Raw genomic sequence first — 12,446 nt, forward strand, 5'->3', positions numbered from 1 at the left:
GGCACAGACCGAGGCAGCACCTTCCCACACCGATTCGCTCGCACACGGTGACGAGCGTCATAGAGCGTCACTCCTTACAAGGTCCACCAGGGAGAGGCACAGCCGCTACCCGACATTCACTTCATGGTCCGAAGGGATGCGGACGAGGTTTCACAGCACTGGTGAGACAGCGATACTGCTGCACATGACGACCGACACCGAGGAACCGACCCTCACGATCGACGAACTGGCCGCCCGGGCCGGTGTCACGGTGCGCACGGTCCGTTTCTACGGCACGAAGGGGCTGCTGCCGCCGCCGGTGCTCGGTCCCCGGCGCGTGGGGCACTACGGGCGGGAGCACCTGGCCCGGTTGGCGCTGATCGAGGAGTTGCAGCACCAGGGCATGACGCTGGCGGGCATCGAGCGCTATCTGCGCCAGTTGCCGCCGGACCTGAGCGAGCGCGACCTCGCCGTTCACCGGGCGGTGGTGGCCTCCTGGGCGCCGGACGCCGTCGAGACGGTCACGCGGGAGGAGCTGGAGCGGCGGGCCGGGCAGCCGCTGGGTGACGAGGATGTCGAGCGGCTGGTCGCGATGGGCGTGCTCCGGCCTGCGGACGGCGGGTACGAAGCCGATCTCGGTCTGCTCCGGCTGGGCGTCGGGCTGCTGGACGTGCCGCTCTCCCAGGAGGCGATCTTCGCGGCGCGCAAGGTTCTCATCGAACACTCGCGCGCCGCGGCACGTGAACTCTCCCAGCTCTTCCGCGGCGAGGTGGCGGAACGTGACGCGCGGGACGTGCGGTCCCTGTCGGCGCACATGCACCCCCTGGTGGTGCAGGCGCTCCTCACGGCCTTTCAGCGGTCGCTGAAGGAAGAGCTGGGCGAATGGCTCGCCGAGCCATCGGAAGAGTCAGGCTGAGTCGCTGAACCGCTCCCCCTTCTCCGCCTTCTCCACCAGCAGGGCGGGCGGCGTGAACCGGTCGCCGTAGCGCTCGGCGAGTTCACGCGCGCGTGCCACGAATCCGGGCAGGCCCCCCGCGTAGCCGTTGATGTACTGGAGCACGCCGCCGGTCCAGCCCGGGAAGCCGATGCCGAAGATGGAGCCGATGTTGGCGTCGGCGACGGAGGTCAGCACGCCCTCCTCCAGCAGCCGGACGGTGTCCAGCGCCTCGGAGAACAGCATGCGCTCCTGCATGTCCTCGAACGGGATCCGATACCCGGGCTTCATGAAGTGCTCACGCAGGCCCGGCCAGAGTCCGGTGCGCTTGCCGTTCTCCCCGTAGTCGTAGAAGCCGGCGCCGCCGCTGCGGCCCGTGCGGCCGAACTCGTCGACCATGCGGTCGATGACGGACTCGGCGGGGTGGGCCGTCCAGGTGCCGCCCGCCTCCTCCACGGCGCGCTGCGTCTCGCCGCGGATCTTGCGGGGCAGCGTCAGCGTCAGCTCGTCCATCAGGGACAGCACCTTGGCCGGGTAGCCCGCCTGGGCGGCGGCCTGTTCGACCGACGCGGGCTCGATGCCCTCGCCGACCATGGCGACGCCCTCGTTGATGAAGTGCCCGATGACGCGGGAGGTGAAGAAGCCGCGCGAATCGTTCACGACGATCGGGGTCTTGTTGATCTGCCGGACCAGGTCGAAGGCGCGGGCCAGGGCCTCCTCCCCCGTGCGCTCGCCCTTGATGATCTCGACGAGCGGCATCTTGTCGACGGGCGAGAAGAAGTGCAGTCCGATGAAGTCGGCCTGGCGCTCCACGCCTTCGGCGAGCGCGGTGATGGGCAGGGTGGAGGTGTTGGAGCACAGCAGCGCGTCGGGCGCCACGACGTGCTGGATCTCCTGGAACACCTTGTGCTTGAGGGACGTGTCCTCGAAGACGGCCTCGATGACGGCGTCGCAGCCCGCCAGCTCCTGCACGTCGGCGGTGGGGGTGATGCGGGCGAGCAGCGCGTCCGCCTTCTCCTGGGTGGTACGGCCCCGGGAGACCGCCTTGGCGCACAGCTTCTCGGAGTAGCCCTTGCCCTTGAGGGCCGCCTCCAGGGAGACGTCCTTCAGGACGACGTCGATGCCTGCGCGGGCACAGGAGTAGGCGATGCCCGCACCCATCATCCCGGCGCCGAGGACGGCGACCCTGCGGACCCGGCGGGGTTCGATGCTCTTGGGGCGGTTGGCGCCGGAGTTGACGGCCTGGAGGTCGAAGAAGAAGGCCTGGATCATGTTCTTCGAGGTCTGGCCGGCGGCGAGTTCCACGAAGTAGCGGGCCTCGATGACCTGGGCGGTCTCGAAATCGACCTGGGAGCCCTCGACGGCGGCCGCGAGAATGTTGCGCGGGGCCGGGTAGGGGGCGCCGTTCGTCTGCTTGCGCAGGGTGGCCGGGAAGGCGGGCAGGTTCGCCGCGAACTTGGGATTGGCCGGGGTGCCGCCCGGGATCCTGTACCCCGGCTTGTCCCAGGGCTGCTGCGACTCGGGGTTGGCGTCGATGAAGGCGCGGGCCTTTTCGAGGAGTTCCTCCTGGGTGGTGGCCACGTCGTCGACGAGGCCGTTCTCCAGGGCGCGGCGCGGGCTGTACTGGGTGCCCTGCAGGAGGACCTTCAGCAGCGCGTCGGCGATGCCCAGCATGCGGACGGTGCGCACGACGCCGCCGCCTCCGGGCAGCAGGCCGAGGGTCACCTCGGGGCAGCCGATCTTCGAGCCGGGCGCGTCGAGGGCGACGCGGTGGTGGCAGGCCAGGGCGATCTCGTAGCCGCCGCCGAGGGCCGCGCCGTTGAGCGCGGCGACGACCGGCTTGCCGAGGGTCTCGATGCGGCGCAGGTTCCGCTTGATGGCCATGCCGCCGTCGAACAGCTCCTGGGCCGTCTCGGGCGTGATCCGGATCAGGTCGCGCAGGTCACCGCCCGCGAAGAAGGTCTTCTTGGCCGAGGTGATGATGACGCCCCGGATGGTGTCCTTCTCGGCCTCGAGGCGGTCGGTGACGGCGGCGAGCGAGTCGCGGAACGCCTGGTTCATGGTGTTCGCGGACTGATTCGGGTCGTCGATGACGAGGGTGACGAGGCCGGTGCGGTCCTGTTCCCAGCGGATGGTGGTGGATTCAGTGCTCATGTGGAGGTGCTCCGTGTGATCCGTCGGGAGGTGGTCAGATGCGCTCGACGATCGTGGCGACGCCCATGCCGCCGCCGACGCACAGCGTGGCGAGGCCGTAGCGCTTGTCCTGGCGCTCCAGTTCGTCGACGAGCGTGCCGAGGATCATCGCGCCGGTCGCGCCGAGGGGGTGGCCCAGGGCGATCGCGCCGCCGTTGACATTGACCTTGTCCAGGGACAGGCCCATGTCCCGCGCGTAGCGCAGCACGACCGCCGCGAACGCCTCGTTGATCTCGACCAGGTCGATGTCGTCGATGGTGAGTCCGGCCTTGGCGAGGGCCTTGCGGGTGGCGGGGGCGGGGCCGGTGAGCATGATGGTCGGCTCGGAGCCGGACACGGCGGCGGAGACGATCCGCGCACGGGGCGTGAGGCCGTAGCGCTCGCCGACCTCCCTGGAGCCGATCGCGACGAGCGAGGCGCCGTCGACGATGCCGGAGGAGTTGCCCGCGTGGTGGACGTGGTCGATCTTCTCCACCCAGTGGTACTGCTGGAGCGCCACCGCGTCGAAGCCGCCGAGTTCGCCGATGTCCGCGAAGGACGGCTTGAGCTTCGCGAGGGAGTCGGCGGTGGTGCCGGGGCGCATGTGCTCGTCGTGGTCGAGGACGACGAGGCCGCTGCGGTCCTTCACCGGGACGACGGACTTCTCGAAGCGACCCTCCTTCCAGGCCGTGGCCGCCCGCTCCTGGGACAGGGCCGCGTACTCGTCGACGTCCCGCCGGGAGAACCCCTCGACGGTGGCGATGAGGTCGGCGCCGATGCCCTGCGGCACGAAGTTGACCTGGAGGTTGGTCATCGGGTCGTTGAACCAGGCGCCGCCGTCGGAGGCCATCGGCACCCGGGACATCGACTCGACACCGCCCGCGAGGACGAGGTCCTCCCAGCCGGAACGGACCTTGGCGGCGGCCAGGTTGACGGCCTCCAGGCCAGAGGCACAGAAGCGGTTCTCCTGCACGCCGGCCACCGTGTCGGGCAGCCCCGCGGCGATGGCGGCGATCCGGGCGATGTCGGAGCCCTGGTCGCCGACCGGGCCGACGACGCCGAGCACGATGTCGTCCACGGCTGCCGGGTCCAGGCCGGGGAAGCGGGCGCGGATCTCGTGGATGAGTCCGACGACCAGGTCGATGGGCTTGGTGCCGTGCAGGGCGCCGCCTGCCTTGCCACGCCCGCGCGGGGTGCGGATCGCGTCGTACACATACGCTTCGGTACTCACGAGGAGGCCTTTCACTGAGGGTTGCGGAACGACGGTAGGGGCCCGGGGAGGTCCCAGTCCCGGGCGACGTCCGCCGTGTCGGCGCCGGGCCGGGCCGGACCGGTGCGGACGGAGGTCGGGGTCGCGGAGAAGCGGGGGGCCGGGGCGGGCTGGGTGATGCCGCCGTGGTCGGTGAAGGTGCCGCGGGCGGCCAGGTGCGGGTGGTGCGGTGCCTCGCGCAGCGACAGCACGGGCGCCACGCACGCGTCGGTGCCGTCGAAGACGGCCGTCCACTCGTCCCTGGTACGGGTCTTGAAGCGGCCGGCGACCTGCTCGCGCAGCTCACCCCATCGGGCGATGTCCTTGCGGGCGGCGGCTTGGTCCTCGATGCCGAGGAGGGCGAGGAAATCCTCGTAGAACTGCGGCTCCAGGGCGCCGACGGCCATGTACCGGCCGTCGGCCGTCTCGTACGTCCCGTAGTACGGGCAGCCGCCGTCCAGGAGGTTGGCGCCGCGGCGGTCCTGCCAGCCGCCGGCGGCGAGCATGCCGTGGATCATCGTGGCGAGGTGGGAGACACCGTCGACGATGGCGGCGTCGACGACCTGGCCGGTGCCGCTCGCGCGGGCGTGGTGCAGGGCGGCGAGGACGCCCACGACGAGGTAGAGGGAGCCCCCCGCGTAGTCGCCGAGCAGGTTGGCCGGGACCGGCGGCGGCTCGTCCGGCCGGCCGATCATGCCGAGCGTTCCGGTGGGGGCGATGTACGCGATGTCGTGCCCGGCGCGGTCGGCGAGCGGGCCGTCCTGGCCCCAGCCGGTCATCCGGCCGTACACGAGGGCCGGGTTGCGGGCGTGGCACGGCTCGGGTCCCACACCGAGGCGCTCGGCGACACCGGGGCGGTAGCCCTCGACCAGGATGTCGGCCCGCGCGGCGAGGTCGAGCACCCGGGCAGGGCCGTCCGGCGCCTTCAGGTCGACGACCACCGAGCGCTTGTTGCGGTTGGTGACGTCGTACGCCGGGTCGATCGCGAGGCCGGGGCCGCCGGGCCGGTCCACGCGCACGACGTCGGCGCCGAGGTCGGCCAGGAGCATGGCGGCGAACGGGCCGGGCCCGATACCGGCCAGCTCGACGACGCGCACGCCGGAGAGCGGGCCGTGTCCTGGCGTCCTTGCCGTGGTCATCCAGCCCCCAGTGCTGTGACACAACTGATGTAACACCAGTGATGCTAAGAACACGTCCCACTCGGCACAAGACCGGAACGAGCAAGCGCTTAGCAATCTGCCCGACGAGTCAGCTCCCGTCCAGCTCCGCTATCAGCCGCTTCGGGGCGATCACCCGGTAGCTCTCCTCCACCCAGTCGCAGAGCACCTCCGCGGCCGGGGCGTCCCGCTGCTCCAGGGGGATGCTCACCCAGCCCGCCTTGCCCAGGCCGTATCCGGCGGGCTCGGCGCCGGGGCAGGCCAGTGCGTGCGCGTGGGCCGTCTCGTCCTTGAGCTTCACCGTCACACCCAGGGGGTAACTGCCGTCCTCGACGCCGAGGAAGACGAACACCTTCTTGTTGACCTTCGCGACGGACTCGCCCCAGGGGAACTCCTCGACGGTACCCGGCAGCCCCAGCGCGAAGGCGCGCACTTTCTCCCACTTCTTCAGGGCATTCCTGGGCACGGCCATCGTCGTCCTCCGGGCTCGTCGTCGGGCTCCGCACTCCTCACGCTAGCCTCAGCCACCGACAGCGGCACGGGCTGCACGACCGAGGGGTGTCATGAGCAGGCTGAACAGGACGGACCGTCCGTACGACATCGTGCTCTTCGGAGCCACGAGTTTCGCCGGAGCGCTCACCGCCGAGTACCTCGCGGCCCACGCGCCCGACGGGCTGCGGTGGGCGATCGCGGGCCGCAGCGCGGAGAAGCTGGAGCGGCTGCGGGAGCGGCTGCCCGGCGGTGCGGAGGTCGGGGTGCTGCGGGCGGACGTCTCCGACCCGGCCTCGGTGCGCTCTCTCGCCGAGCACGCGCGCGTGGTGGCCACGACGGTCGGCCCGTACGTGACGTACGGCGAGGAGCTCGTCGCCGCCTGCGCGGACGCCGGGACCGACTACCTCGACCTCTGCGGCGAACCCGAGTTCGTGGACCTGATGTACGTCCGGCACGACGCACGCGCGCGTGAGACCGGGGCACGGCTGGTGCACGCCGCCGGCTTCGACTCGATCCCGCACGACCTGGGCGTGTACTTCACCGTGCGGCAGCTGCCCGAGGACGTGCCGCTGACCGTGGAGGGCTTCGTGACCGCCGACGCGGCCTTCTCGGGCGGGACCTTCGCCTCCGCCCTCAACCAGTTCGCGCGGCAGCGGGAGATGGCGGCGGCCGCACGGGACCGGCGGCGGCACGAGCCACGGCTGGTGGGCCGGCGGGCGTCGGCACCGGCGGGCGCGCCGCGGTTCGCCAAGGAAGTGGGCGCGTGGGCGCTGCCGATGCCGACGATCGACCCGCAGATCGTGCGGCGCTCGGCGGCGGCCCTCGACCGGTACGGCCCGGACTTCCGCTACCGGCAGTACGCGGCCGTCCGGCACCTGCCCGTCGCGGTGGGCGGGGTCGCGGCCGTCGGAGCCCTGGTGGCGGCGGCTCAGGTGCCGTCGGCGCGGAGCTGGTTGGCCGGCCGGCTCAAGCCCGGGGACGGGCCGACCCCCGAGAAGCGGGCGAAGAGCTGGTTCTCCCTGCGCTTCGTGGGCGAGGGCGGCGGCCGACGGGTGTACACGGAGGTCTCGGGCGGCGATCCCGGCTACGACGAGACGGCGAAGATGCTCGCCGAGTCGGCGCTGTGCCTGGCCTTCGACGATCTTCCGAAGGCGTCGGGTCAGGTCACCACGGCGGTGGCGATGGGCGACGCGCTGATCGGCCGGCTGCGTGCGGCGGGCATCCGCTTCCGCGTCGCGGCGACCCGCTGAGGGTCCTACAGCGGCCACTCGGTGATGGTGTAGATCATCCCGGCGATCCAGCCGAGCCCCGCCAGCACGGCGAGGATCAGCCCTATGGTGACGGCCCGCTCGACGGTCTGGGTCTGGCCGGCAACAGGCTTGGGGGCGCGGTGCGTTGTCATGCCCCCCAGCCTGCCGACCGGGGCGGGGCCGGGCATCCGTACAGGTACTCAGAGCCGGTACTCAGATCTACCGCACCGCCCCGCGCAGGCCCCTCCCCCGGTTTGAGACTTTCTGCCGTCCGCTCCTGCCCACAGCTCGAAAAGTGCCAAAAAGGAGTTCAATGAAACCATTGAAGGCATGAAGTTTCTTCTCGAAGTCAGCATGGACGACGCGCCGTTGACCGAGGATCCGGCGGGCGAGCTGGGCCGGATCCTCAGGTACTGGGGCGGCAATCTGCGCCACTACGCGCTCCGGCCCGGGGACGGGTCTGTCATCTATGACTCGGAGTACCGCGAGGTGGGCCGCTGGAGCGTGACCGATCAGACGGAGTAGGTCTCCCGCAGCGCCTTCCGGCACACCGCGTCCGCCCTGCGCGTGGTCTCCGGGAGGCGGTACTCGGGGGTCAGCGCGAGGGTGTGGGCGCAGGCGTTCGCCAGGGTCACGCGGTGGCCGACGGAGACGAAGACCGGCTTGACGCCGTCGCGCGTGCGCAGGGCGCGGCCGACCTCCTCGGAGCCGGCGAGCAGCGCCGAGGTGCTGCCGCGGGGGGTGTCCGGGTCGTCGTAGGCGAAGGTGAAGGGATTCTTGGCGACGCCGATCGTGGGCAGTCCGGTCAGGACGCCGAGGTGGCTGGCGAGACCGAAGCGGCGGGGGTGGGCGAGGCCGTAGCCGTCGCAGACCACCAGGCCGGGCGGGCACGGCAGGGCGTCGAGGGCGGCGAGGACCGTGGGGATCTCGCGGAAGGCGAGCAGTCCGGGCACGTAGGGGAAGGAGACCCGGCCCACGGCCGTGGCCTCGGCGACGGCGTCGAGGCTCGACGCGTCCAGGACGACCGCGGCCGCCGCGACGACGTCCCGTTCGTCGTCGTAGGCGACGTCGACCCCCGTCACAGTGCCCGTTCCGGGCGGCGGCCCCGGTTCGTCGAGGATCACGCGCTCGCGGAGTTCGTCCTGGACTGCGCGGGCCTGTTCCTCGGTGGCGGGCCAGTCCTCGGGGATGCGTACGGTCGTCATGGTGCCCTGAGCCTATGGGCTGCTGAGCCTTCGGGCCGCGCGAAGGCCGACGGGACCCGGGAGTCCCGCCGGCCTCGGGGGCGTGCGACTCACTTGCCCAGCGCGCGCTGGAGCTGGCTCTTGTTCATGTTGGAACGGCCCTCGACGCCGCGGCGCTTGGCCTCCTGGTACAGCTGGTCGTAAGTGGGGCCCTGGGAGCCCTGGCCCGACCGCCGGCCGCCGCGCTGCCCGGACGACATGTCCTTCGTCGAGGTGCGGCTGGCCGTCTTCGACTCGCCGGAGCGGGCGCGTTCCTTGTTCACCGTCCGCGAGGCGATTTCCTTGGCGCGGCCGGTGCTCTCGCCCCGGTCCTGCGCACTCTTCTTGATGTGCTCGTACTGGCGCTCCCGCTTGGAGCTCGAACCGCGTGGCATGACCGCTCACTTCCTTTCAGCTTCAGTGAACGAGTACCCACACTGCCAACAATCAGGGCATACCGCGCGCTCAATGCTCCAGGCGGGCAACCCGCCCCTTTTCGCCGGCGGCCCAGCACCCTTGGTCCGGGGTGCAGTCGACGGTGTCGTAGGAGCCGGTGTCGACCGTGCGCCAGGTGCGGCCGCCGTCCGTGGTGAGATCGGTGCCGGTGGGGCCGACGGCGAGGGCCGCGGTGCGGCTGTGCGGGAGCCAGGCGACGCCGGAGCGGTAGGCGGGCGGGGGCGCGGCGGCGGGGCGCCAGGTGCGGCCGCCGTCACCGGTGCGCGCGGCGGCGTTCGGTGAGGGCCGGCCGGGGGTGAAGTCGCCGCCGACGGCGAGACCGTGAGTGCGGTCGCGGAAGGCCAGCGCGAAGACGCCGCGGGCCGGGTCACCCGCCGGGAGGGACGTGTCGGTGGCCGTCCAGGTGCGCCCTCGGTCGGCGGAGTGCAGCACGCGTGCGTGCACGGCCCCGCCGGTGGCGAGCCAGACGTCCTTCGGCCCAAAGGTGACCAGACACTGGCCGCTCGCGGCGAATCCGGCCTCGCCCTCCTGCGCGGTCGGCATGCCCTCGTCCGGCAGTACCGCCCAGGTGCGGCCGCCGTCGCGGGTCGACAGGATGCGGAACTTTCCGTCCACCGGGTCGCTCATCGCGAGGCCGTGGCGGTGGTCGAAGAAGGTGAGGCAGTCGTAGAAGGCCTTCGGGTCGGTGTTGCGGAAGGACTCCGTCCAGGTCGCTCCGCCGTCGTCGGTGCGGTACACACGGGACGCCTCGCCCTCGCCGATGGCCAGGACCACGGCCCGGCGCGCGTCGAACGCCTCGACGTCCCTGAACTGCGATTCCGCCGCGCCCGGGGGCGAGACGTTCCGCCAGGTGCCGCCGCCGTCGGTGGTGCGCAGGACGGTGCCGCCGGTCCCGGCGAGCCAAGCGGTGTTCCGGCTGACGGCGGCCAGGCCGCGGAACCGTACCGCCGGGGTGCCGGTGTCCTTGAGTTCCCAGTGCGGCACCCGGCGCTCCGGCTCGTGCGCCTGCGCCGGTACGGCTGTCAGGGCCGCGAGCGCGACCAGTGCCGCCGCGCCCGCCGCCACTCCGGTCGCCGTGCTCCGTGTCCGTCCCGTCCGTCGCGTGCTCCCCAAGCGCCTCATGGCCGGCGAAGCTAGCCCACCGCCCCGGTGCCGTCCAGATGGCCTCGCGGGTGCTCCGGGTGTTTCCGGCGCGCGCCACAAATGCCCTGCGGAGCACACGAGGAGAGCCACGTCACTCCCGTGCATGAACGCGGTGACAGAGGTCACTCGCCATTCGTGTGCACGGATCGGCTGATTCCGTCGTCTCTTCCAGTGCCCCGGTCTCATACGCCCGGAAGTCCGTCCAGCCGTCACAAGGGAGCAAGGCGTTGTCCATCGTCATCGAGCAGCCCGTGGAGGCCCGCCTCGTCGCCGCCGCGCCGCGTATGCCGAGCATTCCCGCGACGCTCCACTACGACCGACGTGATCCGTTCGCCGTCCGCATGACCTTCCCCGCCCCCGCCACGCTGGAGGGCGTCGAGGTCTGCTGGACCTTCTCCCGCGAGCTGCTCGCCGCGGGCCTCAGCAACGCCGAGGGCCACGGCGACGTACGGGTGCGGCCGTACGGGTACGACCGCACGGTGCTGGAGTTCCACGCCCCCGAGGGCACCGCCGTCGTGCACGTCCGCTCCGGCGAGGTGCGCCGGTTCCTGGAGGCCACGAGCGAGCTGGTGCCGGTCGGCCTGGAGCACCTCCAGCTGGATCTGGACCACGGCCTGGCGGAGCTGATGCGGGACGCGTGACCTAACGACCCCGCTCCAGCAGGATGTTGACCTCGCCGTAGTCGAGTCCGTCCGCCAGTGACCGGTACGTCCCCGTGTCCAGCAGCTCCCGCGCGGCCCGGCGGACCAGGGCGTGGGCGGCCTGGGCGATGCCCGAGCCCACGCTGACCCGGGCGACGCCCAGGGCGGCCAGTTCGGCGACCGCCGGTGCGCCGGGCCCGGCCATGACGTTCAGCGGCCCGTCGACGCCGTCCACCAGTTCTTGCACGGTCCCCGGGTCGACGGCCCCGGGGACGAAGATCCCGTCGGCACCGGCGGCGCGGAAGGCGGCGGCCCGCTCCAGGGTGAGGTCCACTCCCCCGGCGCCGCTCAGGAAGGTGTCGGTCCGGGCGTTGACGAACAGCGGCACACCCGCCGCGTCGGCCGCTTCGCGGACGGCGGCGATCCGCTCGGCCTGCTCCCCGACGTCCCGCAGCGGACCGCCCGCTCCGGCGCCGTACAGCGCGTCCTCGATGTTCACGCCCACCGCTCCAGCGGCGAGGACCGCGCGGACGGTGTCGGCCACGCCCTCGGTGTCCGCTGCGTAGCCGCTCTCGATGTCCGCCGTCACGGGGACGGTCACGGCGCCGGCGATCCGGGCGACGGCGGCGAGGGCCGTGCCGCGGTCCACCCGCTCGCCGTCCGGCGCGCCGAGCGCCCAGACGAGCCCGGCACTGGTCGTGGCCACCGCGGCGGCACCCGCGTCCTCGATGAGACGGGCGCTCGCCGCGTCCCAGGCGTTGGGCAGGACCAGCGGGGTCCCGGGGACGTGCAGGGCGCGGAAGGCCAGGGCTCGGTCGGTCTGGTTCGTCATGCGGGCAACTCAACCAGCGGCGACCCGGGGTTGACTGGCAGGAATCCGACAGGGACGTGGGTCAGGGCGGAGCGGTCGCCGTCGCCGTGGCGGCCAGCGCCGTACGGATCTCGCGGACGATCTCCCGGAGCCCGGGCGCCGACGCCACGGCATGCTCCGCCAGCTCCCGCACGCGCCGCTCGTGGGCGCGGACGTCTTCTCCGGGGAACAGACCCGCCGAGGCGGCCAGCGTCACGAGCGCCGCGTCCCGCTCCGAGATCCCGGCGACCGGCTGCGGCCCCCGCAGGACCTGACGCGTCTCCGCCCGGAGCGCCTCCACGGCGGCGACGCGCTCCAGCTCGTACTCCACGGACGGGAACACCCCGAGGACCCGCCTCTTCTCCGCCCGCAGAAACCCCTCGGCCACCAGCTGCTCCCGCACCGCGTCGAGGGTCACCCGCGGGCGCAGCGTCACCCAGGTCCGCCAGGGGTGCGGGCACGACTCGCGGACGAGTTCCAGCAGCCCGTCGAGGACCGCGTCACCCGTGCCGGAGTCCAGGTCGACCGGCGTGGCAATGCCGTCCTCGTCGACGAGCAGGCCGCGCCGGGCCAGATCGGTGAGGGCACCGGCCCGTACCGGGCCGGGCAGGTGGGCGGTGCCGGTGTCCGCCGGCCGCGCCGGCTCCCAGGCCAGCAGGCAGAGCCGGGCCGGCAGCGAGAGCGGACCGTTGGGCACGGGGCCTCCTCGGGGAGGGAAGATCGGGTCTCACGTTAATTCGTTGACAGGCTCGACGCCCCCTCGTACGTTGTACAGCGTCCTGTTGCCGCCGATTGGAGAAGGACGTTGCTCGTCTGAGGTCCTGAGACACCGCGTCACCCACTTCAGGTGTGTGCGCTGCGTGCGACCTCGGCGTTCGAGCCGTCCTCCGGTACAGGGCT

14 protein-coding genes are annotated in these 12,446 nt (G+C 72.1%); 4 read left to right on the top strand and 10 right to left on the bottom strand.

Annotation, left to right across the window (positions count from 1 at the left end; translation table 11 throughout):
- Positions 1-184 precede the first annotated feature (184 nt).
- Entirely contained in the window at positions 185-895 is a 711-nt protein-coding gene (locus tag ACZ6TU_RS18895; protein ID WP_469549673.1) for a MerR family transcriptional regulator, read from the top strand.
- On the opposite strand, the gene ACZ6TU_RS18900 is transcribed toward ACZ6TU_RS18895, so the two are convergent.
- The 4 genes from ACZ6TU_RS18900 to ACZ6TU_RS18915 form a co-directional block, all read right to left on the bottom strand.
- Positions 887-3,067: a 3-hydroxyacyl-CoA dehydrogenase NAD-binding domain-containing protein gene (locus ACZ6TU_RS18900; protein ID WP_467670604.1), complete on the bottom strand. Its 2,181-nt coding sequence runs from the start codon at positions 3,065-3,067 to the stop codon at positions 887-889. The two genes, ACZ6TU_RS18895 and ACZ6TU_RS18900, sit on opposite strands and share 9 nt — an antisense overlap.
- 34 nt (positions 3,068-3,101) lie before the next feature.
- On the bottom strand, positions 3,102-4,316 hold the full coding sequence (locus ACZ6TU_RS18905) for an acetyl-CoA C-acetyltransferase (RefSeq protein ID WP_467670602.1): 1,215 nt from the start codon (positions 4,314-4,316) through the stop codon (positions 3,102-3,104).
- Positions 4,317-4,327: 11 nt separating this feature from the next.
- The gene (locus ACZ6TU_RS18910; protein ID WP_467670600.1) at positions 4,328-5,473 is read right to left on the bottom strand and encodes a CaiB/BaiF CoA transferase family protein; all 1,146 of its coding nucleotides are present in this window, start codon (positions 5,471-5,473) and stop codon (positions 4,328-4,330) included.
- Between the two features lie 109 nt (positions 5,474-5,582).
- Positions 5,583-5,963 carry an MmcQ/YjbR family DNA-binding protein gene (locus ACZ6TU_RS18915; protein ID WP_467670598.1) on the bottom strand — a complete coding sequence of 127 codons (381 nt, stop codon included), beginning with the start codon at positions 5,961-5,963 and terminating at the stop codon, positions 5,583-5,585.
- Between the two features lie 91 nt (positions 5,964-6,054).
- Between ACZ6TU_RS18915 and ACZ6TU_RS18920 the strand changes: the two genes are divergently transcribed.
- Entirely contained in the window at positions 6,055-7,233 is a 1,179-nt protein-coding gene (locus tag ACZ6TU_RS18920) for a saccharopine dehydrogenase family protein (RefSeq protein ID WP_467670596.1), read from the top strand.
- A 5-nt stretch (positions 7,234-7,238) separates the two neighbouring features.
- Here ACZ6TU_RS18920 and mmpA read toward each other — a convergent pair whose 3' ends face one another.
- Positions 7,239-7,385, bottom strand: a complete 147-nt coding sequence (mmpA, locus tag ACZ6TU_RS18925) for a morphogenic membrane protein MmpA (RefSeq protein WP_467670594.1) — start codon at positions 7,383-7,385, stop codon at positions 7,239-7,241.
- 178 nt (positions 7,386-7,563) lie between these two features.
- Between mmpA and ACZ6TU_RS18930 the strand changes: the two genes are divergently transcribed.
- A complete protein-coding gene (locus tag ACZ6TU_RS18930; protein WP_467670592.1) occupies positions 7,564-7,758 on the top strand; it encodes a hypothetical protein in 195 nt (64 codons plus the stop codon).
- On the opposite strand, the gene ACZ6TU_RS18935 is transcribed toward ACZ6TU_RS18930, so the two are convergent.
- From ACZ6TU_RS18935 to ACZ6TU_RS18945, 3 genes are all read right to left on the bottom strand, one after another.
- A complete protein-coding gene (locus tag ACZ6TU_RS18935; RefSeq protein ID WP_469549679.1) occupies positions 7,746-8,438 on the bottom strand; it encodes an endonuclease V in 693 nt (230 codons plus the stop codon). The genes ACZ6TU_RS18930 and ACZ6TU_RS18935 overlap by 13 nt on opposite strands.
- 89 nt (positions 8,439-8,527) lie before the next feature.
- Positions 8,528-8,851 carry a plasmid stabilization protein gene (locus tag ACZ6TU_RS18940; protein WP_467670588.1) on the bottom strand — a complete coding sequence of 108 codons (324 nt, stop codon included), beginning with the start codon at positions 8,849-8,851 and terminating at the stop codon, positions 8,528-8,530.
- 70 nt (positions 8,852-8,921) lie between these two features.
- Positions 8,922-10,034: a WD40/YVTN/BNR-like repeat-containing protein gene (locus ACZ6TU_RS18945; RefSeq protein ID WP_469549681.1), complete on the bottom strand. Its 1,113-nt coding sequence runs from the start codon at positions 10,032-10,034 to the stop codon at positions 8,922-8,924.
- Between the two features lie 248 nt (positions 10,035-10,282).
- On the opposite strand from ACZ6TU_RS18945, the gene ssgD reads away from it, so the two are divergent.
- The gene (gene ssgD / locus ACZ6TU_RS18950; RefSeq protein ID WP_467670584.1) at positions 10,283-10,696 is read left to right on the top strand and encodes a spore wall synthesis regulator SsgD; all 414 of its coding nucleotides are present in this window, start codon (positions 10,283-10,285) and stop codon (positions 10,694-10,696) included.
- Between the two features lies 1 nt (position 10,697).
- On the opposite strand, the gene ACZ6TU_RS18955 is transcribed toward ssgD, so the two are convergent.
- A complete protein-coding gene (locus tag ACZ6TU_RS18955) occupies positions 10,698-11,528 on the bottom strand; it encodes an isocitrate lyase/PEP mutase family protein (protein WP_467670582.1) in 831 nt (276 codons plus the stop codon).
- A 61-nt stretch (positions 11,529-11,589) separates the two neighbouring features.
- The gene (locus ACZ6TU_RS18960; RefSeq protein ID WP_469549685.1) at positions 11,590-12,243 is read right to left on the bottom strand and encodes a GOLPH3/VPS74 family protein; all 654 of its coding nucleotides are present in this window, start codon (positions 12,241-12,243) and stop codon (positions 11,590-11,592) included.
- Positions 12,244-12,446: the final 203 nt, after the last annotated feature.

This window comes from Streptomyces sp. NPDC052064 (genome assembly GCF_055585925.1).

Excerpts from the sequence above, each read along its gene's own strand:
- ACZ6TU_RS18895 (WP_469549673.1), top strand. The coding sequence starts at position 185 with ATGACGACCGACACCGAGGAACCGACCCTCACGATCGACGAACTGGCC.
- ACZ6TU_RS18900 (WP_467670604.1), bottom strand. The coding sequence starts at position 3,067 with ATGAGCACTGAATCCACCACCATCCGCTGGGAACAGGACCGCACCGGC.
- ACZ6TU_RS18910 (WP_467670600.1), bottom strand. The coding sequence starts at position 5,473 with ATGACCACGGCAAGGACGCCAGGACACGGCCCGCTCTCCGGCGTGCGC.
- ACZ6TU_RS18915 (WP_467670598.1), bottom strand. The coding sequence starts at position 5,963 with ATGGCCGTGCCCAGGAATGCCCTGAAGAAGTGGGAGAAAGTGCGCGCC.
- ACZ6TU_RS18920 (WP_467670596.1), top strand. The coding sequence starts at position 6,055 with ATGAGCAGGCTGAACAGGACGGACCGTCCGTACGACATCGTGCTCTTC.
- mmpA (WP_467670594.1), bottom strand. The coding sequence starts at position 7,385 with ATGACAACGCACCGCGCCCCCAAGCCTGTTGCCGGCCAGACCCAGACC.
- ACZ6TU_RS18930 (WP_467670592.1), top strand. The coding sequence starts at position 7,564 with ATGAAGTTTCTTCTCGAAGTCAGCATGGACGACGCGCCGTTGACCGAG.
- ACZ6TU_RS18935 (WP_469549679.1), bottom strand. The coding sequence starts at position 8,438 with ATGACGACCGTACGCATCCCCGAGGACTGGCCCGCCACCGAGGAACAG.
- ACZ6TU_RS18940 (WP_467670588.1), bottom strand. The coding sequence starts at position 8,851 with ATGCCACGCGGTTCGAGCTCCAAGCGGGAGCGCCAGTACGAGCACATC.
- ACZ6TU_RS18945 (WP_469549681.1), bottom strand. The coding sequence starts at position 10,034 with ATGAGGCGCTTGGGGAGCACGCGACGGACGGGACGGACACGGAGCACG.
- ACZ6TU_RS18955 (WP_467670582.1), bottom strand. The coding sequence starts at position 11,528 with ATGACGAACCAGACCGACCGAGCCCTGGCCTTCCGCGCCCTGCACGTC.